We start from the raw sequence: 22,385 nt of genomic DNA on the forward strand, positions 1-22,385 counted from the left end.
ATCGCGCTCTATTTATGTTGCCGTTATGTTGTTCGCTTGCATCGTCATTTGTCGGGCGATGCCGCGAATCGCTGCGTCTTCACGCCGACATCACTGGCATGCTTCGCACGTCGGATCGTCGACGCCGCAGAAGGCGATGTCGGTGGCCGGCATCGCACTGAGCTGTGCCTGCGCAGCCGCCGCAGCCGCTTCGAGCGCGCTCATGCTCGATGAAGGCGCATCCATCGAGCCGCCCGAGGACACCGCGTTGAGCCGGCCCGATTGAACTGTCGACTTCTCGGCGTGCGTGGCGCTCTGCGTACGCAGGTAGTAGGTGGTCTTCAGGCCACGCAGCCACGCGAGCTTGTAGGTGTCGTCGAGCTTCTTGCCCGAGGCGCCGGCCATGTAGATGTTCAGCGACTGCGCCTGGTCGATCCACTTCTGGCGGCGCGCGGCCGCCTCGACCAGCCAGGTGGTCTCGATCTCGAACGCAGTTGCATAGAGCGCCTTCACGTCTTGCGGCACGCGATCGATCGGGCGCAACGAGCCGTCGAAGTGCTTGAGGTCCATCACCATCACGTCGTCCCACAGGCCCAGGCGCTTCAGATCGCGCACCAGGTAGTGGTTGATCACGGTGAACTCGCCGGAGAGGTTGGACTTCACCGAGAGATTGCCGAAGCAGGGCTCGATCGAGGCGTCCACGCCGATGATGTTGGAGATAGTGGCAGTCGGCGCGATGGCGACGCAGTTGGAATTGCGCATGCCGTCGGCCTTGATCTTCTGGCGCAGCGCGTCCCAGTCGAGCGTGGACGAGCGGTCGACCTCGACGTAGCCGCCGCGCGCCTTTTCGAGCAGGTCCAGCGTGTCGGGCGGGAGCACGCCCTTGTCCCACAGCGAGCCCTTGTAGCTGGAATAGCGGCCGCGCTCGCGGGCCAGTTCGGTCGACGCCCAATAGGCGTGGTAGCAGATCGCTTCCATCGACTCGTCGGCGAACTGCACTGCTTCCTGCGAAGCGTAGGGGATGCGCAGCTCGTACAGCGCGTCCTGGAAGCCCATCAGGCCCAGGCCGACCGGACGATGGCGCAGGTTGGAATCGCGCGCCTTCTTCACCGCGTAGTAGTTGATGTCGATCACGTTGTCGAGCATGCGCATCGCCGTCGCGACCGTGCGTTGCAGCTTTTCCTGGTCGACCTTGCCATCCTTCAGGTGCTGCAGCAGGTTGACCGAGCCCAGGTTGCAGACGGCCGTTTCGGTGTCGCTGGTGTTGAGCGTGATCTCGGTGCAGAGATTGGACGAGTGGACCACGCCGGCGTGCTGCTGAGGCGAACGCACGTTGCAGGCGTCCTTGAAGGTGATCCAGGGATGGCCGGTCTCGAACAGCATCGTGAGCATCTTGCGCCAGAGGTCGGTGGCCTGCACTGTGCGGCTGGGCTTGATCTCGCCGCGCGCGGCCTTGTCTTCATACGCCACGTAGGCGGCCTCGAAGTCGGCGCCGAACTTGTCGTGCAGGTCGGGCACGCTGGACGGTGAAAACAGCGTCCAGTTGCCCTTTTCCATGACGCGGCGCATGAACAGGTCGGGAATCCAGTTCGCCGTGTTCATGTCGTGCGTGCGGCGGCGGTCGTCGCCTGTGTTCTTGCGCAGCTCCAGGAACTCCTCGATGTCGAGGTGCCACGTTTCGAGGTAGGTGCAGACCGCGCCCTTGCGCTTGCCGCCCTGGTTGACCGCGACCGCCGTGTCGTTCACGACCTTGAGGAAGGGAACCACGCCTTGCGATTCGCCGTTGGTGCCCTTGATGTGGCTGCCGAGCGCGCGCACGCGGGTCCAGTCATTGCCCAGGCCGCCCGCGAACTTGGAGAGCAGGGCGTTTTCCTTGATGGACTCGTAGATGCCGTCGAGGTCGTCGGGCACCGTGGTCAGGTAGCAGCTGGAGAGCTGCGAGCGCAGCGTGCCGCTGTTGAACAGCGTGGGCGTGCTGGACATGAAGTCGAAGGAGGACAGCACTTCGTAGAACTCGATCGCGCGTGCCTCGCGGTCGATCTCGTTCAGCGCCAGCCCCATGGCCACGCGCATGAAGAAGGCCTGCGGCAGCTCGATGCGGGTCTTGCGCACGTGCAGGAAGTAGCGGTCGTACAGCGTCTGCAGGCCGAGATAGTCGAACTGCAGGTCGCGTTCGGGCTTGAGCGCAGCGCCCAGGCGGGCCAGGTCGTACTGCTGCAGCTTTTCGTCGAGCAGCTCGTTGTCCACGCCCTTCTTGATGAACAGCGGGAAGTTGTCTGCGTAGGCCTGGGCGCGCTCGGCGGGGGGCACTTCGCGGCCGACCACTTCCTTGAAGATCGTGTGCAGCAGCAGGCGCGCGGTGGCGAAGGTGTAGTCGGGGTCCTTCTCGATCAGGGTGCGGGCAGCGAGGATGGAGGCCTTGTACACCTCGTCGAGCGGCACGCCGTCGTAGAGGTTGCGCATGGTCTCGGCCACGATCGGTCCATCGGTGATGCTCTCGCCCAGGCCGGCGCAGGCGGACGCGATCAGCCCCTTGAGCTCGTTGAGGTCGAGCGCCACGCGCTCGCCGCGGTCGAGCACGTGCAGCGTGGAGACCGCGATCGGCGCATCCTGCTCGCCCTGCTTGGAACGCTCCTGGGCGCGGCGCTCGCGGTACAGCACATAGGCGCGGGCGATCTCGTGATGGCCACCGCGCATCAGGCCCAGCTCGACCTGGTCTTGCACATCCTCGATATGGAAGGTACCGCCGCCGGGGCGCGAGCGCAGCATGGCGCGCACCACGCCCTGGGTCAGCGTATCGACTGTTTCGCGCACGCTGGCGGAGGCGGCACCCTGCGTGCCGTGCACCGCAAGAAACGCCTTCATCATCGCGATCGCGATCTTGTTCGGCTCGAAAGGAACGACCGCGCCATTGCGGCGAATGATCTGGTAGTTGGCGAGCGCATTGCCGGCGGGTGAGCCGGCCTTGTCACGGGCTTGTTGCGGCGTCGAGGGAACGGCGCGGAGCGTGGCGGGATGGTTCTGGGCAGTTTGCATTCGGTCCTCTGTTGGGGAATTCTTGTTGGGGCTGCCGTGCCGGTTTGACCGGGGGTCGGTGCGGAGCACGGGGCAGGGCACACTATATCTGGGGTCTGTGAGGGCCACAACCCACTAGATGTAGTGTTTTCCTTGTAGTTCAATGGCATGCATCCGGCTGGGAAATGGCCCGGATGACGAGTTATGCCGCATCGTTGCTGAAAGACCTTAGCGCGCGCCGCTCTCCATGCGCCTTGCGCACGCATTTGGGCCTGGAAGGCGCATGGTTGCTGAGGGGCTGCAAGCGACGGCCGCGGACCGCGACGTGGCGCCGCCGCATCGGGCCTGAGGTGAAGATTGAAAAAATTCAGCGTGCCCTGACCGCGTCGGGGAACATGGTGCGCTGCCAGCCCAGATGCTGTTGCAGAAGCAGCCAGTCGAAGCCGCTGCCCGGGTCCGCCTTCCGGCCTGGCGCGATGTGCTCGTGACCCGCGACGAAGGCGATGGCGTAGCGCTGCGCGATGGCGGGACAGAGACTGGTCAGGGTTTCGTATTGCGCCGACTCGAAGCCCTCGCCCTCCAGGCCCTCGAGCTCGATGCCGATCGAATCGTCGTTGCAGTTGGGGCGGCCACGCCAGAACGAAGGCCCGGCATGCCAGGCGCGGTCGTCGCAGCTCACGAACTGCCAGAGCTCGCCATTGCGGCGCACATAGAAATGGGCCGAGACCTCGAGGCCGCGAATGCGGTCGAAGTAGGGGTGCGCATCCCAGTCCAACATGTTCGTGAAGAGCCGCTGCACCTCGTCGCCGCCATAGCGCCCGGGCGGGAGGCTGATGGAGTGCAGCACGATCAGGTCGATCTGCGCGCCCGCCGGACGCGGTCCGAAGTTGGGCGAGCGCAGCGATCGCGCGAATCGGTACCAGCCGTCTTGCCAGAGCTCCGCGCTGCGGGCATCAGTCGTCGGCGCCGCTGCCATTGTTCTCTTCGCCGCCGGGGGTCGCAATGCCCAGGCGCGCAATGCGGTAGCGGATCTGCCGAAGGCTCAGGCCCAGGCGCGCCGCGGCCGCGGTGCGGTTGAAGCCGCTTTCCTGCAGCGCGCGCACGAGGATCTCGCGTTCCTGCTGATCCAGATAACTTTGCAGGTCGTTCGGGACCGCAGCGGGTTTCGCCGCACTCGGTGCCGCCTGCGGTTGTTCGGCCGGTGCCTGCACCGCACTGACGGGCGACGGGCTCGCCGGGTCCGGCGGCGCCGCGGCGCTCGAGACATCGATGTGCAGCACATCGCCGTCGCTCAGGGCAACGGCGCGGTGCAGCAGGTTCTCCAGCTCGCGCACGTTGCCGTTGAGCGGATGCTGCGACAGCCGCTGCAGCACCTCGGGAGACAGCGCCGGAATCGGCATCCCGGCGTCGCGCGCAATCCGGGCGAGCAGCGCCTCACAGAGCGCCGGCAGGTCCTCACGGCGCTCGCGCAGCGCGGGCACCGCAATCTCGATCACGTTGAGCCGGTAGAACAGATCCTGGCGGAAGCGGCCGGCTTGCACCTCGGCCTGAAGGTCCTTGTGGGTGGCGCTCACGATGCGCACGTCGACGGTGTCTTCCTGGGTCGACCCGATCGGCCGCACGCTGCGTTCCTGGATGGCGCGCAGCAGCTTGGACTGCATGGCCAGCGGCAGGTCGCCGATCTCATCGAGGAAGAGCGTGCCGCCGCGAGCGGCCTGGAAATAGCCGTCGCGGTCCTGGGAGGAACCGGTGTAGGAGCCTTTCCTGGCGCCGAAGAATTCAGCCTCGAGCAGGTTCTCGGGAATGGCGCCGCAGTTGACCGCAACGAAGGGGCCATCGCTGCGCTGGCTGCACGCATGCACCGCCCGCGCTGCCAACTCCTTGCCGGTGCCGGACTCGCCGCGCACCAGCACCGGCGCCATGCCACGCGCGACCTTCGCGATGCGCGACTTGACCTGGCGCATCGGCTCCGAGGTGCCCACCAGCCTTTCGAGCGCCGCTGTGCCAGCGTTGCCGACAGCCGCTGCCAGCTTGGTGCCGTGACCCTCCGCGGTGCGCACCGGCCGCGCGGGCGCACGCTGCGCCTGCACCGCCGAAGCCACGACCGTACGGAACTGCTTCAGGTCGACCGGCTTGGTCAGGTAATCGAAAGCGCCCGCCTTCAGGGCCTCTACCGCGTTCTCGGCCGAACCGTAAGCCGTCATCACGACGCAGCGCTCGCTGCGCTGCTCCTGCTGGATGCGCTGCAGGATCTCCATGCCGAGCCCGTCGGGCAGGCGCATGTCGGTAATGACGGCATCGAAGCGGCCCGCGTCCAGATGTTCACGTGCCTCCGCCACGCTGCCGGCCGCCTCGACGCGGTAGCCTTCGCGCAGCAGCGTGAGCTCGTAGAGCGTGCGCAGGTCGGGCTCGTCGTCGACGACCAGGATCTGTGCGGGGCGCGGTCCGGGCGGGTTGAGGCTGCTCACGGCGCTATTGTGTCAGCCCTGCTTCCCCCGGCATGAAGACGACAGCGAATTCGTTGCCCTCCGGCCCGCCTGCCGGCAGGGCGCGGCGCTCGTAGCCGATGGTGGCGCCGTGGCGCTCGCACAGCTCGCGGCACAGGTAGAGGCCGAGGCCGCTGGAGCGGCTCTCGGACGAAAAGAAGGGCTCGAACAGATGGCGCTGCACCGCGGGCTCCAGCGGCGCGCCGTCGCTCCACACCTGGAGGCTGGCACGGCCGGCCGCGTTCAGCCGCGTCGTCACCTGGATCGAGCCGTCGCGCGCGCCCGCGTAGCGCGCCGCGTTGTCGAGCAGGTTGACAAGGATGCGCCGCAAGTGCTCGATGTCGAAGCGCACCACGCTGCCGGGCGCCTCCAGCACCAGCAGCACGCCCTGGCGCTGCGTTTGCTGCACCCACTCCTCGGCCAGCGTGCGTACCGTCGGATCGAGCACCAGCTGCTCGCCGAGCGGCAGCACCCGCTGTTGGCGGGCCCGCGCGACGTCGAGCACGTCGTCGACGATGCGCGACAGCCGCTGTGCATTCTGCTGGACCATGGTCGTCAGCTGCCGGTGGCCCGGATCGACCAGGTCCTCGCCCAGCAGCGCGCTGGCTTGCGTGATCGCGGCAAGCGGGTTGCGGATCTCGTGCGCGACCGCTGCCGACATGCGCCCCATGGCCGCGAGCTTCTCCGTGCGAATGCGCGCCTCGAGTTCGCGCAGATCCTGCAGGAACATGACGCACAGGCTCTCGATGCCACGCTCTGCCGCGCGGGTGAGCCGCGTGCGCACCCGCACCTCGCGCGGTGCGCCCTGGGCCTGCGCGATCGGGATCTCGCGCGACTGCGACGTGCGCCGCGAGAAGGTATTGCGCGCGATCGCGGCCAGCGGCATCCAGGCCGGGTGCGCGCCCAGCACGAAAGGCAGTTCGAGCTGGGCCAGTCCCTGTCCGAGGATCGCGTCGGCGGCGGGGTTGGCTGCGTGCACCTGGCCTTTGGCGTCGATCACGAGCACGCCTTCGCTAAGCGTTTCGATCACCAGGTCGTTCACCAGGGCATGCATCTGGGCCGTCCCCTGGTTGCGTTGCGCCAATGCCTCCTCGCGCATCAGGCGCCGCGCCAGCTCGTGCGCGAGCAGCGCCACCACGAACAGGCCTGTGCCGGTCAGCGCGGCCTGCACGAAGCGCGCCGAAGGTTCTGCTTGCTGTTGCAGCCAATACCAGCCGGCATGCGCCAGCAGCAACAGCGTGACCATCGCCGTGGTGCCGAGGCCGACGGCTCCGTTGCCCAAAACGGCGCCCATCAGCACCGGCAGGGCGAACAGCGGCGTGTAGTTGATGCTGCCCACCTGCAGCAACTGCAGCGCGCTGAAGACCACCAGGTCGACGCCGATGGTCGACAGCCAGGCCGTGCCGAAGCGCCGCACCGGCGGCTGGAAGTGCGCATAGCGCGCGACCAGGAGAGTGGCGACCAGGTAGCCACCCGTGAGCGCGACGACCATCGGCTGCACGGCCTGCCCGAGCGCGATGACCACGGCCTGGAGCAACAACAGCACGACGGCGACGAAGCTGCGCGCAGTCATGAAGCCGCGCCACAGGCGCAGCAGGGCCGAGCTATTGCGGCTGGCCGCGTGGTCGAGCGGTGTCCAGTCGGTCCCGGGCTCTGCGCGCGACCAGAGGAAGGTGCTCATCGGGCCCCTTCCGTGCTGCGGCCTGCAGTGCTGTTCGCCTTGGAAACGGCCCGGCGACGCATCGATCGGCCTTGGTCAGTGCGTTGCGGCCCGGCGGTGCGCCGCGCTGCAGTAAGCCGTACCGTTCGCATCGCGCAGCGCGTCAGCGGCCGGCAGGTGCAGCCCGCAGTGCGCGCAGCGCAGCATGGCTTGCGGCGGCGCAATGCTGCCTGGTGCGGGTGCAGGCGGGGGCGGTCGCGTGCGCGATTGCAGCTCTTCGCGCCGGCCCTTGCGCCAAAGCCATATCGCCACCAGGACGACCGCGAGGACAAGCAGGTATTTCATGCCGCTGCGCGCCCCAGCACTATCTCAAGGACGAAGCGCGAGCCCACATAGGCCAGCAGCAGCAGGGCCGCGCCGGCATAGAGCACACGCCGCGCGGTGCGGCCGCGCCAGCCGAAGCGTGCCCGGCCGACCAGCAGCACCGCGAAGCTGATCCAGGCGAGCACCGAGAACACCGTCTTGTGGTCCCATTTCCAGCCCCGCGCATTGGCGCCGTACAGCTGCTCGCTGAACAGCAGGCCGGCGAGCAGGGTGGCCGACAGCAGCACGAAGCCGGCGGTTACGAAGCGAAAGGTCAGCCGCTCCATGGTGAGCAGGGGCACGCCGGCCTTCGGTTCGGTCGCCAACCGCATCTGCTTCTCGGCCCGCGTCATGAGCCAGGCGTGGATGACTGCCGCGCCGAACAGGCCGTAGGACGCGATGCCCAGCGCCAGGTGCAGCGGCAGCCAGGGCGAGGCCGAGACGTGCAGCGGCGTGCCCGGAAATACCAGCGCGAGCAGCACGGCGGCCGCACCTAACACCGCGAGCAAACGCCGCACCTTGAGCTGCGGATAGAGGCGGCTCTCGATGCCGTAGACGGTCATCACCAGCCAGGCAGTGACCGAGAGTGCCGGCGCGAAGCCGAAGCGCGGATCGCCGCCGGCCAGCGACCAGGCGAGCACGCAGGCGTGCAGCGCCCAGGCCAGGCCCAGCATCCATTGCGTGGACGGCCGACCGAGCCATGAAGAGGCTGCGGCGGTCGCGCCGTAGGCAGCGGCGGTGGCGATGCCCAGCGCCACGCCGAGTGGGGAGGGGATCGCTAAAATCATCGGCCGGAGTTTAGCGTCTCGCCTCTGCGCGATTTCCGAGAAGACGCCCCCGCTCCCCACCTACCGAACCCGCCCGCGGGGAAACACCATGGCCAGCGCCCTCACCGAAAAATTCACACGCCTCGTCAAGCAGGTCAGCGGGCAGGCCCGCATCACCGAAAGCAATGTGCAGGACATGTTGCGCGAAGTGCGCATGGCGCTGCTGGAGGCCGACGTCGCGCTGCCGGTGGTGCGCGACTTCGTGGCGCGCGTCAAGGACAAGGCCATGGGCCAGGAAGTGCTGGGCTCGCTCAAGCCAGGCCAGGCGCTCGTGGGTATCGTCAACCGCGAGCTCGCCGCGACCATGGGCGAGGGGGTGGCTGACATCAACCTGGTGGCGCAGCCGCCTGCCGTGATCCTGATGGCCGGCTTGCAGGGCTCCGGCAAGACCACCACCACCGCCAAGCTGGCCAAGCATCTGATCGAGAAGCGCAAGAAGAAAGTGCTGACCGTGTCGGGCGACGTGTATCGGCCGGCCGCCATCGAGCAGCTCAAGACCGTCACGAAGCAGGCGGGTGCCGAGTGGTTCCCGAGCACGCCGGAGCAGAAGCCGCTCGACATCGCCCGCGCCGCTCTCGATCACGCCAAGCGCCACTTCTTCGATGTGCTGCTGGTCGACACGGCCGGCCGTCTTGCGATCGACGAGGTGCTGATGAACGAGATCCAGCAACTGCACGCGGCACTGAACCCGGTCGAGACGCTGTTCGTGGTCGATGCCATGCAGGGGCAGGACGCGATCAACACCGCCAAGGCCTTCAAGGAAGCGCTGCCGCTGACGGGCATCGTCCTCACCAAGACCGACGGCGACTCGCGTGGCGGCGCCGCGCTGTCGGTGCGGCAGGTGACAGGGGTACCGATCAAGTTCGCCGGTGTCAGCGAGAAGATCGACGGCCTGGAGGTATTCGATGCCGAGCGCCATGCGGGCCGCATCCTCGGCATGGGCGACATCGTGGCGCTGGTCGAACAGGTCACTGCCGGCGTCGACGTGGCGGCGGCACAGAAGCTGGCGGCCAAGGTCAAGAGCGGCGCGGGCTTCGACCTGAACGACTTCCTCGGCCAGCTGCAGCAGATGAAGCAGATGGGTGGACTGTCCAGCATCATGGACAAGCTGCCGCAGCAGCTCGCCGCCAAGGCCACCGATGCCGACATGACCCGCGCGGAACGCGACATCCGGCGCAAGGAAGGCATCATCAACAGCATGACGCCGCTGGAGCGGCGCAAGCCGGAGCTGCTCAAGGCGACGCGCAAGCGCCGCATCGCGGCCGGGGCTGGGGTGCAGGTTCAGGAGGTGAACCGGCTGCTCAACGAGTTCGAGCAAATGCAGCAGATGATGAAGAAGATGAAGGGCGGCGGTTTGATGAAGATGATGAAGCGCATGGGCGGCATGAAGGGCCTGCCCGGCATGGGCGGAGGCGGGGGCGGCATGCCGCGCTTCTGATTTCGCTACCAGCGCTTTCGCGCGAGGCGCAAAGAAAAAGCCCGCTCTTGAGCGGGCTTTTTCGTGGGTGGCGAACCCTCAGGCGCGCGCCAGCCGAACAGCGTGCATCCAAGCCCTGCGCAGCACCGCCGGCGAACGCGATTCTTCCGGAATCACCAGGAAGCCCCGGTCGCGCATGGCGTTGCCGAGCGCGATCTGGCTCGTCAGCACCGTCAGCGGGACGGCGAGCAGCAGCGGCAGGCCCACGGGCATCAGCCAGACCAGCGCACTGGCGTCGATCAGCGCAATGCCTACCGCCAGCGCAGCGATGACCAGCGACATCGGCGCGAGCTGGCTGAAAGCGATGCGCCACGGCACGGCGGCGGCTTCCCGCGGCGGCGACTTCCAGTCGAGCTTGATGCCGGTCAGCGCCACCACCACGAACAGCGAATGCGCCAGCATCCGCACCGGCGCCTGCACGATGGCCAGCGCGCTTTCCAGGGCCGCGCTCTTGAGCAGGCCGCCGACGCCGCCGTACTGGCGTTGCTCGCGGCGCATCACTACCGCTGCAATGCCCAGCATGCGCGGCAGGAACAGCAGGCACAAGGTCCACAGCCAAAGGCCGGCCAGTTCCATCGGCATTGCAAGCCAATGCGTGACCACGCTCGAGCCGGTCAGCCACAAGGCGGTGCCCAGCGTGAGGAATGCGAGCCACATCGGCGCCGAGGCATAAGCCATGGTGCCGGTCACGAACATCGCACGGTGCACCGGGTGCAGCCCGGGCTCCGCCATCAGGCGGGCGTTCTGCAGGTTGCCCTGGCACCAGCGGCGGTCACGCTGCAGCTCTGCCAGCAAGTCCGGCGGCTGCTGCTCGTAACTGCCGACCAGGTCGGCGACCAGCCACACGTGGTAGCCGGCGCGGCGCATCAGCGCGGCCTCGACGAAGTCGTGCGACATGATGCCGCCCGCCATGCCGCCGGTGCCCTTGATCGGCGCCAGCGCGCAATGCTGCATGAAGGGCTCGACGCGGATGATGGCGTTGTGGCCCCAGTAATGCGACTCGCCGAGCTGCCAGAACTGCATGCCCAGTGTGAACAGGCGACCCGTCACGCGGGAGGCGAATTGCTGGGCGCGGGCATGCAGGGTGACGTGGCCGATGGCCTGCGTCGCGGTCTGGATGATGCCGGCGGACGGATTGGCCTCCATCAGCTTGACCATTGAAGTCAGGCAGTCGCCACTCATCACGCTGTCGGCATCGAGCACCACCATGTAGCGGTAGTCCTTGCCCCAGCGGCGGCAAAAGTCGGCCACGTTGCCGGCCTTGCGGTGGGTGCGGCGCTTGCGCAGGCGGTAATACACCTCGACTTGTGGCTGGTTCGGGTTGTCGGCCAGCGCGGCGCGCAGATCTTCCCAGGCGGCGCGCTCGGCGGCTGCGACCTCGGGCGTGTAGCTGTCGGACAGCACGAAGACGTCGAACTGCGGCGCATGACCCGTTGCCGCCACGGATTCGCAGGTGGCGCGCAGGCCGGCGAAGACCGTGGCCACGTCCTCGTTGCAGATCGGCATGATGATCGCGGTACGCGCTTCCGGGTTCATCGGATGGTCGGCCACCTGGCTGGCTGACAGCGCATGCTTGTCTCCGCGCACCGAGACATAGAAGCCCATGAGCGCAGTCACGAAACCGGTCACCACCCATCCCGAGAGCAGGCCGTAGAGGGCGATCTGGCTGTACTCGAGCCAGAGATTGCCGTAGTCCGGCTGCACGCGGGCGAACAGCGTCGACGCGACGACCGTACTGAACACGGTCAACGCCATGAAGGCCATGCGGCGCTGCTGGGCCGCGCGTTGCCATGCCTGGGAACGTTGCGGCGCGCGCGATGCGACGGCTGCGGCCTTGCCACCGGCGCCGAGCTTGACCAGCAGCGCCGTGCCGATGCTGTTCCAGAAGCCGCGCCAGGGACGGGGGGTCATCGAGCCGCGGTTGATCGGGGGCGCTGTCACCGAGTTGGGATGGCGTTCTTCGCGCAGCAGGCTGCGGGGGGAGAAATCCGCCTCGGTGAGAACATTGAGCTGGGAGAAATCGTTGGGCTTCATGTGCAACTCATCAACGTTGTTTGCCGACGGAAGGCGTGTCGCCGATTGCCGGAAGACGCTTGAAGACACAGTCCGGTGCCGCACCGCCGCCGTTGGCCAGGCCGGCCGGCGAATGACCCGCGGCGCGGGGCCGGGGGAGGGAAAACTGCTTTTGACGCAGGCCGTCGCGCTGCGGACGCAGTGCGAAAGATGGGCTGGTGAGTGCTGTCATGCCCTTCTAAGGGCAAACCCCGTGCCAGCGTCGAAAAACCTAATCAGATCAACGGGTTGGGTCGGGCGGGCGCTGTCTCAGGCCGTTTTTGAAACCAAAAGGCCACCAAAAACCCCTAATCTGTCGCCGGATCCCGACAGCCTTGGTAAACCGTCGGTTAATCTCCAACGAAATCAACGACTTAGGGCCGTCGCTCGTCAGCGACAGCATCGCCGCCGGGCGACGCGGCATCGGATTTGAAGTGCCCGGGGGTGAGTCCGTGCTTCTGGAGGAGCCGGTAGAACTCCGTGCGGTTGCGGTCGGCCAGACGGGCCGCGTCCGCCACGTTGCCGTCGGTCAATTTGAGCAGGCCCACAAGGTACTCGCGCTCGAAGCGCTGCTTGGCTTCGGCATAGGTCTGGACTTCGACGCTGGGCGAGCGCAGCGCCCGCTGCACCAGGGCCAGCGGAATCAGCGGCGAACTCGACAGTGCACACACCTGCTCGACCACGTTGAACAACTGGCGCACGTTGCCCGGCCACGGCGCCATGGTCAGTGCCTTGAGCGCTTCCGGCGCAAAACCTGAAAGGCGTTTGCCGTACTTGGTCGAGAGCCGGTTCAGAAAATGGTTGGCCAGCAGCGGGATGTCCTCGCGCCGCGCCGACAGCGGCGGCAGGTGGAGCGTCACCACGTTGAGGCGGTAGTACAGGTCTTCCCTGAACTGCCCGGCCTCCATGGCGGCATCGAGGTCGCGATGGGTGGCGGAGATGATCCGCACATCGACTTCGATGGACTGGGTCGAGCCCACCGGCCGCACCGCGTGCTCCTGCAGCACGCGCAGCAGCTTGACCTGCAGCGCCGGCGGCATGTCGCCGATCTCGTCGAGCAGCAGGGTGCCGCCGTCTGCCTGCTGGAACAGCCCCTTGTGATTGGCGACCGCGTCGGTGAAGGCGCCTTTCACATGGCCAAAGAGCTCCGATTCCAGCAGCGCCTCCGGAATGGCGCCGCAGTTGACCGCCACGAAGGGCTTTTCGGCGCGCGCACTGGCCCGGTGGATGGCGCGGGCCAGCAACTCCTTGCCGGCGCCGCTATCGCCGCGCAGCAGCACGCTGGCGTCGGACTTGGCCACCATCCGGGCCTCGGCCAGCAGCTCGGCCATGCGGTTGCTGCGGCTCACGATCTCCGAACGCCAGCCTTCGTCGACGCCCTTCCCGCCACTGGGGGCGGGCGCGCCGAGCGCCAGCGCCTGCGCAATCTTGTCGAGCAGCTCGCGAGCGTCGTAGGGTTTGGTCAGGTAGGTGAAGACGCCGCGGGCCGTGGCTTCGACCGCATCGGGAATGGTGCCGTGGGCCGTCAGCAGGATCACCGGCAGCGTGGGGTGGCGCTTGCGAATTTCATCGAAAAGCTGCAGGCCGTCGCGGCCCGGCAGCCGCACGTCGCTCAGCACCAGCTGGGGATGCTCGATCTCGAGCTGCGTCAATGCCGATTCGGCCGAGGTCACCGCAGTCACCTGGTAGCCGGCGCCCATCAGCCGCATCGACAGCAGGCGCAGCATGTCCGCGTCGTCGTCCACGACCAGCAGGCGCGCGCCGGGCGGGCTGGAGGATGCCTTGGTAGAACCGGTGTTGTTCATGGTGCGGGCTTGGGAGCCGCCGGCGCGACCGGGGGCGGGCTGTTGGGGCGCGAGAAGCTGCGCTCGATGGCACGCAGCGCCTCGATGCGATCGCTCAGCTGGTCGATGCGGCGCTGGCTGTCGCGCACCTGCTGGGCCTGGCGGTCGCGCTCGTCCTCGACGCGGCGCTGCTCCTGGTAGCGCGCGGCCAGCAGCCGGGCGAGCGAGTGCAGCGGCTGGGCCTCGGTTGCCGAATTGGCGATCACGCGCTGCACCAGCCCGAGCGCCCGCGCGAGATCGGCCGGAACGCGCGTCTGTGCGAGCAGCAGCGCCAGCTGCATCTGGACCAGGGGCTGCTCGCCGGGCTCGCCCAGGCGTGAGATCTCGTTGGCGAGCTCGTTGCCTGCTAGCGGACGCACCTTGTCGGCGTAGCCGAGCAGGGCCGCCACGGGGCCTTGCGTGAGCTGCGCGAAGACCAGCGCTGGCTGCGTGGCCGGCGCCATCGGCTCGGCCTCGACGGGCTGCACGGGCGGCGGCGGGGGAGGGGGTGGCGGCGGCTGCACGGCGACCGGTTCGGGCGGCGGTGCGGGCGGCGCCGCGCATGCAGCGAACAGCAACGGCATGACCAGCACGGTCATGGCAAATGCGGATCTGCGAGCGATCGGACTGAAGGGCATGGGTCGGAGAAAACGCTTGAGGCGGGGGCGGTGGTCAGGTGGAGCGCGGCAGCTCGATGCGGAAGCGCGCCCCGGGTCCCTCCGGCAGCAGCGCGATGCGACCGCCATGAGCTGCAATGTACTCCTGCACGATCGACAGCCCGATGCCAGTGCCCTTGACGGCATGCTGGGGTTGGCGCTCGCCGCGGTAGAAAGGCTCGAAGATGCGGTCGCGATCGCCCTCGGCGATGCCGGGGCCGGCGTCCTGGATCTCGATGGAGACGATGTCGGGCGTGCTCGATACGGTGATTGCAATGGTGCCGCCGCGCGCCGAGTAGCGGATGGCATTCGACAGCAGGTTGGCCACCGCGGTGCCCAGCTTGGCCGGGTCGACCACCACCGAGATCGGCTCGCCCTCGGCCCTTACCGTCAGCCCGTTCGCCTGCCATTGGAGGCGCTGGGCCTCGATCTGCTCCTCGATCAGCGGCAGCAGCGGCGTGCGCTGGCGACGCAGCTCGCGCGCCTCGAAGGCCGCCGCGTTGAAGCGCAGCAGGGCCTCGATCTGCCCCTGTAGCGCGACGGTGTTCTGCTGCAGGATCTGCGCCACCTCGCGCTGTGCAGGATTCAGCGCGCCCGTCACGCCATCCTCCAGCAGCGAGACGCCTTCGCGCAGTGCAGCCAGCGGGGTCTTGAGCTCATGCGATACGTGGCGCAGGAAGCGTGCCTTGTCGGCGTCCAGCTCGGTCAACCGCAGCCGCAGCCATTCGAGCTGTTGCGCAATGCGCCGCACGTCGGCGGGGCCGCGGATGTCGATCGGCTCATCGAGCCGGTTCTCGCCGAGTCCGACGATCGCGCGCTGCAGCCGCTTCAAAGGCCTCGCCAGCCACACGCCGAAGGCCAGCGCGAGCGCCACGGCCAACGTACTGGCGGCGAGCACCTCGCGCATCAGGCGCTGGCGCGCGTTCTCGATGCGCTGCGCCAGCGCGTTGTTCTGCGCCTCGATCAGGATCTGGGCCTGCTGGGCGATGTTGGTGTTGAGCGCATCGAGGTCGCGGAACTGCATCGCCATCGAGCTCTCGCGCGCGAGCGCGGTCTCGGGTGCGCCTTTCATCAATCCCTCGATCACGGCCAGCTGGGCGCGCCAGAGATCGAGACCGGTGGCGGGCAGGCCGTTCGCGCCCAGCCGATCGAGCGCGTGTTGGGCATCGCGCGCCGCGTCGTCGAAGCGGCGGCGCAGCACCGCATCGTTGAGCACCAGCGACTGGCGCCCGGCGCGCTCCATTGCGGCACTGCGCTCGGCCAGGGACTGCGCCGCGCCCGAGAGCGTGAGCGCGCGGCCCGCGGCGTTGCGGCTTTGGATCATCAGCGCGTCGTACTGGAACACCGAGCGCAAGGCCACGCCCACCAGCAGCGCGGTGATCAGCAGAAACGCGAACAGCAGCAACTGCTGGAACGAGCCGCGTGCCGACTTCAGGCTCGCCATCAGGCGGTCGGCGCGGCAACAGCTGCGGATGACGCTGCCGACGACGCGGTCGATTCCGCCGTGGGAACCTCGCCGCGGAGCGTATAGGCCAGCGAGCGGGTGATGCGCACGTCGATCATGCAGCCGGCGAGCCGCGGGTCGCCCTGGAAGTTGACCACCCGATTGCATTCGGTGCGGCCCATCAGCTCCTGCGCATCCTTGCGCGAGCGGCCTTCGACCAGCACGCGCTGGACCGTGCCCACGCGGGCCTGGCCAAACCGCTTGACGTTGCCGTCGATCACCGCCTGCAGCCGCTGCAGCCGTGCCAGCTTGATGTCGTGCGGGGTGTCGTCATGCAGCTGCGCCGCGGGCGTGCCAGGGCGCGGGCTGAAGATGAAGCTGAAGCTGTTGTCGAACTCGAGTTCGTCGATCAGCTTCATCATTTTTTCGAAATCGGCGTCGGTCTCACCGGGAAAACCGACGATGAAGTCGCTGCTCAGCGAAAGGTCGGGGCGGATGGCGCGCAGCTTGCGCACCGTGCTCTTGTATTCCATCGCCGTGTAGCCGCGCTTCATCGCCATCAGGATGCGGTCGCTGCCGTGCTGCACCGGCAGGTGCAGGTGGCTCACCAGCTTGGGCACGCGGGCATAGGCCTCGATCAGGCGCGGCGTGAACTCGTTGGGGTGGCTGGTGGTGTAGCGGATGCGCTCGATGCCGGGGATCTCGGCGATGTACTCGATCAGCAGCGCGAAGTCGGCGATCTCGCTTGTGCTGCCCATGCTGCCGCGGTACGCATTGACGTTCTGGCCCAGCAGCGTGACTTCGCGCACTCCCTGGTCGGCCAGGCCGGCGACCTCCACCAGGACGTCGTCCAGCGGCCGGTTCACCTCCTCGCCGCGCGTATAGGGCACCACGCAGTAGCTGCAGTACTTGGAGCAGCCTTCCATGATCGAGACGAAGGCAGTCGCGCCCTCGACCCTTGCCGGCGGCAGGTGGTCGAACTTCTCGATTTCCGGAAAGCTGATGTCCACCTGCGGCTGGCCGGCGCGATCGCGCTGCTGCAGCAGCTCCGGCAGGCGGTGCAGCGTCTGCGGGCCGAAGACCACGTCGACGTAGGGCGCGCGGGCAATGATGTCCGCGCCTTCCTGGCTGGCCACGCAGCCGCCGACGCCGATCTTCACGCCGCGCGCCTTCAGGTGCTTGACGCGCCCGAGGTCGGAGAACACCTTCTCCTGCGCCTTTTCGCGCACCGAGCAGGTGTTGAAGAGGATGAGGTCGGCCTCTTCGACGTTCGTGGTGGGTTCGTAGCCTTCGGCAGCGCGCAGCACGTCGGCCATCTTGTCCGAGTCGTACTCGTTCATCTGGCAGCCGAAGGTCTTGATGAAAACTTTGGGGGTCATGGGAAGGCTCCGTGAAGGTGCCGTCGGGAAGCGGTGTCCGGAAGGATCCGCGAAGGACGCATGGAGAGAGCAGAAAAAGGCTTTCGGATGTCCTCGCGCGTTCTCGCGTCCGGCACCCGGATTCGACGGCTACTGGCCGTAGCGGGGCAACTGGTCGAACGGCGTCTTGCCGTCGTCGCGCGGGCCGGTATCGGCCACGAACGGCCAGAAGTTCAGCAGCGGCTTGTCGGCGGTTTCGCGCTTGGCCTGGGCCTCCTCGGGCGTGAGGATCCAGACTTCGCTCACCATCCCGGCAGCATCGCGCCTGTAGTTGACCAGCACGTTCTGCCCGGTGAGGGCCGCGGGCATGACCAGCATCTGCTGCCCGCTGCGGATGCGTGCGCCCGGCGCCAGCCGCTCGGCCTGGCCGTCCAGCTGGATCTCGGGCGCATTCACGACCATGAAGCGGCCACGCAGCGTGCCGATGGGAAAGTTGCGGCCGCCGAGCGCGGCCTCGTTCTGGGTCTGGACCGGCTCCTGTGCGGCAGCAGGTACCGTCAGAGCGCACAGAGCTACCAAAATGAGAGCGATCGAGGGGGTGTTGCAGCGGTTCATGGTGTTCATCCAGAGGCTGTGGGGCAGCGGCGATTCTAGCGGCCGCCTCCCCAGCGGCCCGGCGCACGGAGCTGTCTTCGTGCGGTGCTTCATGGTCGCTTTACTTATCTTTACGGCACCGATGGACGGCAGTCCCCGACCCCTGCTCCAATAGTGTCAGGCAAAAGTGCGCGCCGAATACGCGGCCGGCTTTCTACCCAATACAGAAGTGCTCATGAACAAGAAACTCGTCCTCGCCCTGGCGGGCGTGCTGATCCTGACCGCAGCCGGCGCATGGCGCTGGGCAGGAAACAGGGCCCAGGACGTGGCGCAGACCGGCGCGCCGCCTGCCGGAAGCGCGGCGCCCGGCAAGGTCGCCGGACAGGGCGCCGCGGCGCCGGCCCTGGTCACGCTGGCGGCAGCGCAGAAGCAGGATGTGCCGGTCACCGTGCAGGTCAACGGCAGCGTGGTCTCGCTCAACAGCGTCGACCTGCGGCCGCAGGTCACGAACACGGTGCGCGAAGTGCATGTGAAGGAGGGCCAGTTCGTCAAGCAAGGGCAACTGCTCTTCACGCTCGACGACCGCCCCGACCAGGCCAACCTCGCCAAGGCCCGCGCCCAGCAGCAGAAGGACGAGGCCACGCTGGCCGACCTGCAGCGCCAGTACCAGCGCAGCCAGGAACTGGTGGCGCAGAACTTCATCGCCAAGGCCGCCGCCGATGCCACGCTCTCGCAGCTCGAGGCGCAGCGCGCCGCGGTCGCGGCCGACAAGGCGGCCGTGCAGTCGGCGCAGGTGGCGCTGAGCTACGCCACGCTGCGCGCCCCCATCGCCGGGCGTATCGGCGCGGTCAACATCTATCCGGGCACGCTGGTGCAGCCCAGCCTGTCGCTGGTGACCATCACCCAGCTCGACCCGATCGCGGTCAGCTTCCCGGTGCCCGAAGGCAGGCTGCAGGACCTGCTGGCCGCGGCGCGGTCTCACACGCCGGTCGAGGCGCTGGTGAGCGGGCGCAAGACGCCGATGAAGGGCACCCTGAACTTCGTCGACAACACGGTCGACCCGCTGATCGGCACCGTGCGCGCCAAGGCGGTCTTCGACAACGCCGACCAGGGCCTGTGGCCGGGCCAGTTCGTGGAGACCCGCGTGACGGTCCGCACGCTCGAGGGTGCCACGGTGATCCCCTCGGCCGCCATCATGATGCTGGCCGAGGGCAGCTCGGTCTATGTGGTCGACGCCGAGCGCACGGCCACGCGCCGCAAGGTCCAGGCGCTGTACACCTTCGGCACGCAGGTCGCGGTGCGCGGCGTCGAGCCCGGCGACCAGGTGGTGATCGAGGGCAAGCAGAACGTGCGCCCGGGCGGCAAGGTGCGGCTCGACAGCGCCGCCAAGCCGCAGCAGCGCCCCAACGGCAATGCGCCCGAGGCGACGCCCGGCAGCGCGGCCGCTGCCACGCCCGGCAACGCCAGCGTGGTCGCGGAGCGGGAGCGCTCATGAACATTTCGGAGCTCTGCATCCGTCGTCCCGCGATGACGGTGCTGCTCTCGGCCGCCGCGGTGGTGGCCGGCATCTTCGCGTACTTCCAGATCCCGGTCGCGGCCCTGCCCAGCTACAACACGCCGGTCATCAACGTCAATGCACAGTTGCCGGGCGCCAGCCCGGACACCATGGCGTCCTCGGTGGCGCTGCCGCTGGAGAAGCAGTTCTCGACCATCCCCGGCCTTTCGACGATCAGCTCGGTCAACACGCAGGGCGTGAGCTCGATCACGCTGGAATTCGTCAGCAGCCGCGACATCGATGCCGCGGCCGTCGACGTTCAGGCGGCGCTGTTGCGCGCCCAGCGGCAACTGCCCGTCGAGCTGACGCAGATGCCTTCGTACCGCAAGGTCAACCCCGCCGACGCCCCGGTGTTGTTCATCTCGCTGGTCTCGCCTTCGATGAATCCGGCGGAACTGAACGACTATGCCGAGAACCTGATCTCGCCCACGCTGTCGACCATCGACGGCGTGGCCCAGGTCGCGGTGTACGGGCGCAAGGCTTTCGCCGTGCGCATCAAGGCCGATGCCGACCTGCTGAATGCCCGCAGCATCACGCTCGACGAGCTGGCCAACGCGGTGCGCCTGGCCAATGCCAATACGCCCGTGGGCGTGCTCGACGGTCCGCGACAGACCCTCACCATCCAGGCCAACGAGCAGATGCTCAAGGCCGCCGACTTCGCCAAGGTGATCGTCGGCCAGCGCAACGGCGCGCCGGTGCGGCTGGACGAGGTGGCCACCATCGAGGACAGCTTCGAGTCGGTCAAGACCGCCAGCAGCTTCAACGGCGAGAGCTCGATCTCGCTCGCCGTGCTGCGCCAGCCGAATGCCAACACGGTGCAGGTGGTCGACGCCGTGCGCGCGCTGATGCCGCGCTTCCGCGACGAGCTGCCGCAATCGGTCGAGATCAACATGGTCAACGACCGCTCGATCTCCATCCGCGAGGCGGTGCACGACGTGCAGCTCACCCTGCTGGGCACCGTGCTGCTGGTGGTGCTGGTGATCTTCCTGTTCCTGCACCGCGTGGTCGCCACGCTCATTCCCGCGGCCACCATCCCGATCTCGCTGATCGGCGCCGTGGCGCTGCTCTACGCCTTCGGGTACAGCCTGGACAACGTGTCGCTGCTCGGCATCACGCTGGCGGTCGGGCTGGTGGTCGACGACGCCATCGTGGTGCTGGAAAACATCATGCGCTACGTCGAAAAGGGCATGGAGCCGATGGCCGCCGCACTGCGCGGCTCGCGCGAGGTGGGCTTCACCATCATCTCGATCTCCATTTCGCTCGTGGCGGTGTTCATCCCCGTCTTCTTCATGCCGGGCGTGATCGGCCTGCTCTTCCACGAATTCGCGGTGGTGGTGGGACTCGCGGTGATGGTCTCGGCCATCGTCTCACTGACGCTGGTGCCGATGCTCGCGAGCCGGCTCTTGCGCCACCATCCGCGCGAGGGAGGGGTGGCGGAGGATCACGAGGAAACGCATCCCGAACCCGGCACCGCCATCGGCCGCGCATTCGAGCGCGGCTACCGCTGGGTGCACGGCAGCTATATGCGCACGCTCGACTGGACGCTGCACCGCCGCCCTCTCATGCTGGCCCTGGCGGCTGCGACCTTCGCGCTGACGGCGTGGATGTTCATCACCATTCCCAAGGGCTTCTTCCCCGAGGAAGACATCGGCCAGATCCAGATCACGACCGAGGCCGCCGAAGACATCTCCTTTCCGGCGATGAAAGCCCTGCAAGACCGGGTGGCCGACGCGCTGATGGCCGACCCGAGCGTGGCCTACGTCAACTCCTTCATCGGCGTCGGTGGACCGACCGCCACGCAGAATGCCGGCCGGCTGTTTGCGGTCCTCAAGCCGCGCAGCGAGCGGCCGCGGATGCCCCAGGTGCTCGAGCAGCTGCGCAAGCGCTTCCGCGAGATCCCGGGCGTCGCGGTCTACATGCAGCCGGTGCAGAACCTGCGCCTGGGCGGCCGCGCGAGCAAGGCGCGCTTCCAGTACACGCTGCAGAGCGTGAACGCCGGCGCGATCGTCGGCTGGGCCGACAAGCTGATGGAGCGCATGCGCGCCGACCCGGACTTCCGCGACGTGACCAGCGATTCGCAGAACCGCGGCCTGCAGGCCACCCTCCAGATCGACCGCGACAAGGCCGGCGTGCTGGGTGTGGCCGTGGGCGACCTGCGCACCGCGCTCTACAACGCCTACGGCGACCGCCAGATCGGCAGCATCTATGCGCCCAGCAACACCTATCAGGTGATCCTCTCGGCGGCCGACGACGACCGCCAGTTCGAGGAAGACATGTCTCGCCTGTCGGTGCGCAACAAGGCCGGGCAGCTGGTGCCGCTGTCGGCCTTCTCGACCGTCAAGCGCACCGTCGGGCCGACCTCCATCAACCACCAGGGCCAGCTGCAGGCGGTGACGGTGTCCTTCAACCTTGCACCCGACGTGCCGCTGGGCAACGCGACGGCCAAGATCGACCGGCTCAAGGCCGAGCTCAAGATCCCGCCGTCGATCATCACCAGCTACGGCGGCGACGCCGCCGTGTTCCAGAGCTCGCAGTCCAGCCAGGCGGTGCTGCTGGTGCTGGCCGTGCTGGTCATCTACGTGCTGCTGGGCGTGCTCTACGAAAGCTACATCCACCCGCTCACCATCCTCGCCGGGCTGCCCTCGGCGGCGGTCGGGGCGCTGCTGTCGCTCAAGCTCTTCGGCTTCGACCTGACGCTGATCGCGACCATCGGCATCCTGCTGCTTATCGGCATCGTCAAGAAGAACGCGATCATGATGATCGACTTCGCGCTCGACGCGCAGCGCACCCAGGGCATGCGGCCGGTCGATGCCATTCGCGAGGCCTGCCGGCTGCGCTTCCGCCCGATCCTGATGACGACCCTGGCCGCGCTGATGGGCGCGCTGCCGCTCGCGCTGGGCCTGGGTGCCGGCGCCGAGCTGCGTCAGCCGCTGGGCGTGGCGGTGGTCGGCGGCCTGCTGTTTTCGCAGGTGATCACGCTCTACATCACGCCGGCCATTTACCTGGCGCTGGACCGCTACAGCGGCAGCGGGCCGATGCAGGAGCTGCCGGGGGAGAAGATCGCGCACGCGGCGCACAGGTTGACCGGCTGACGGG

15 protein-coding genes are annotated in these 22,385 nt (G+C 67.8%); 3 read left to right on the forward strand and 12 right to left on the reverse strand.

Annotated features, from left to right (window positions below; translation table 11 throughout):
* Positions 1-90: 90 nt before the first annotated feature.
* The 6 genes from E5CHR_RS04950 to E5CHR_RS04975 all read right to left on the reverse strand — a co-directional run bounded on the left by E5CHR_RS04950 (position 91) and on the right by E5CHR_RS04975 (position 8,291).
* Positions 91-3,015 carry a ribonucleoside-diphosphate reductase subunit alpha gene (locus tag E5CHR_RS04950; RefSeq protein ID WP_162578650.1) on the reverse strand — a complete coding sequence of 975 codons (2,925 nt, stop codon included), beginning with the start codon at positions 3,013-3,015 and terminating at the stop codon, positions 91-93.
* Between the two features lie 346 nt (positions 3,016-3,361).
* Positions 3,362-3,970 carry a 1,6-anhydro-N-acetylmuramyl-L-alanine amidase AmpD gene (ampD, locus tag E5CHR_RS04955; protein ID WP_162578651.1) on the reverse strand — a complete coding sequence of 203 codons (609 nt, stop codon included), beginning with the start codon at positions 3,968-3,970 and terminating at the stop codon, positions 3,362-3,364.
* A complete protein-coding gene (locus tag E5CHR_RS04960) occupies positions 3,948-5,462 on the reverse strand; it encodes a sigma-54-dependent transcriptional regulator (RefSeq protein ID WP_162578652.1) in 1,515 nt (504 codons plus the stop codon). Before E5CHR_RS04960 ends, ampD begins: the two co-directional genes overlap by 23 nt.
* A gap of 4 nt (positions 5,463-5,466) precedes the next feature.
* Positions 5,467-7,161: a sensor histidine kinase gene (locus E5CHR_RS04965; protein WP_162578653.1), complete on the reverse strand. Its 1,695-nt coding sequence runs from the start codon at positions 7,159-7,161 to the stop codon at positions 5,467-5,469.
* 75 nt (positions 7,162-7,236) lie between these two features.
* Positions 7,237-7,485 carry a PP0621 family protein gene (locus E5CHR_RS04970; RefSeq protein ID WP_162578654.1) on the reverse strand — a complete coding sequence of 83 codons (249 nt, stop codon included), beginning with the start codon at positions 7,483-7,485 and terminating at the stop codon, positions 7,237-7,239.
* Positions 7,482-8,291, reverse strand: a complete 810-nt coding sequence (locus E5CHR_RS04975; RefSeq protein WP_162578655.1) for a cytochrome C assembly family protein — start codon at positions 8,289-8,291, stop codon at positions 7,482-7,484. Before E5CHR_RS04975 ends, E5CHR_RS04970 begins: the two co-directional genes overlap by 4 nt.
* Positions 8,292-8,379: 88 nt before the next feature.
* Here E5CHR_RS04975 and ffh point away from each other — a divergent pair, with 88 nt between their 5' ends.
* On the forward strand, positions 8,380-9,768 hold the full coding sequence (ffh, locus tag E5CHR_RS04980) for a signal recognition particle protein (protein WP_162578656.1): 1,389 nt from the start codon (positions 8,380-8,382) through the stop codon (positions 9,766-9,768).
* Between the two features lie 78 nt (positions 9,769-9,846).
* Here the strand turns inward: ffh and mdoH are convergent, their stop codons facing one another.
* From mdoH to E5CHR_RS05010, 6 genes are all read right to left on the reverse strand, one after another.
* Positions 9,847-11,841 carry a glucans biosynthesis glucosyltransferase MdoH gene (gene mdoH / locus E5CHR_RS04985; protein ID WP_162578657.1) on the reverse strand — a complete coding sequence of 665 codons (1,995 nt, stop codon included), beginning with the start codon at positions 11,839-11,841 and terminating at the stop codon, positions 9,847-9,849.
* 392 nt (positions 11,842-12,233) lie between these two features.
* A complete protein-coding gene (locus E5CHR_RS04990) occupies positions 12,234-13,664 on the reverse strand; it encodes a sigma 54-interacting transcriptional regulator (RefSeq protein WP_162578659.1) in 1,431 nt (476 codons plus the stop codon).
* On the reverse strand, positions 13,661-14,281 hold the full coding sequence (locus E5CHR_RS04995; protein ID WP_162578660.1) for a hypothetical protein: 621 nt from the start codon (positions 14,279-14,281) through the stop codon (positions 13,661-13,663). Before E5CHR_RS04995 ends, E5CHR_RS04990 begins: the two co-directional genes overlap by 4 nt.
* A gap of 73 nt (positions 14,282-14,354) precedes the next feature.
* On the reverse strand, positions 14,355-15,782 hold the full coding sequence (locus E5CHR_RS05000) for a HAMP domain-containing sensor histidine kinase (RefSeq protein ID WP_162578661.1): 1,428 nt from the start codon (positions 15,780-15,782) through the stop codon (positions 14,355-14,357).
* Positions 15,782-17,161, reverse strand: a complete 1,380-nt coding sequence (gene miaB / locus E5CHR_RS05005) for a tRNA (N6-isopentenyl adenosine(37)-C2)-methylthiotransferase MiaB (RefSeq protein WP_162578662.1) — start codon at positions 17,159-17,161, stop codon at positions 15,782-15,784. The genes E5CHR_RS05000 and miaB overlap by 1 nt, the downstream gene beginning before the upstream one ends.
* A gap of 129 nt (positions 17,162-17,290) precedes the next feature.
* The gene (locus E5CHR_RS05010) at positions 17,291-17,755 is read right to left on the reverse strand and encodes a hypothetical protein (protein ID WP_162578663.1); all 465 of its coding nucleotides are present in this window, start codon (positions 17,753-17,755) and stop codon (positions 17,291-17,293) included.
* A 214-nt stretch (positions 17,756-17,969) separates the two neighbouring features.
* Between E5CHR_RS05010 and E5CHR_RS05015 the strand changes: the two genes are divergently transcribed.
* Positions 17,970-19,229: an efflux RND transporter periplasmic adaptor subunit gene (locus tag E5CHR_RS05015; RefSeq protein ID WP_162578664.1), complete on the forward strand. Its 1,260-nt coding sequence runs from the start codon at positions 17,970-17,972 to the stop codon at positions 19,227-19,229.
* Entirely contained in the window at positions 19,226-22,381 is a 3,156-nt protein-coding gene (locus tag E5CHR_RS05020) for an efflux RND transporter permease subunit (RefSeq protein WP_162578665.1), read from the forward strand. The genes E5CHR_RS05015 and E5CHR_RS05020 overlap by 4 nt, the downstream gene beginning before the upstream one ends.
* Positions 22,382-22,385: the final 4 nt, after the last annotated feature.

The organism is Variovorax sp. PBS-H4, from assembly GCF_901827205.1.
In the GTDB taxonomy this organism is placed as follows: domain Bacteria; phylum Pseudomonadota; class Gammaproteobacteria; order Burkholderiales; family Burkholderiaceae_C; genus Variovorax.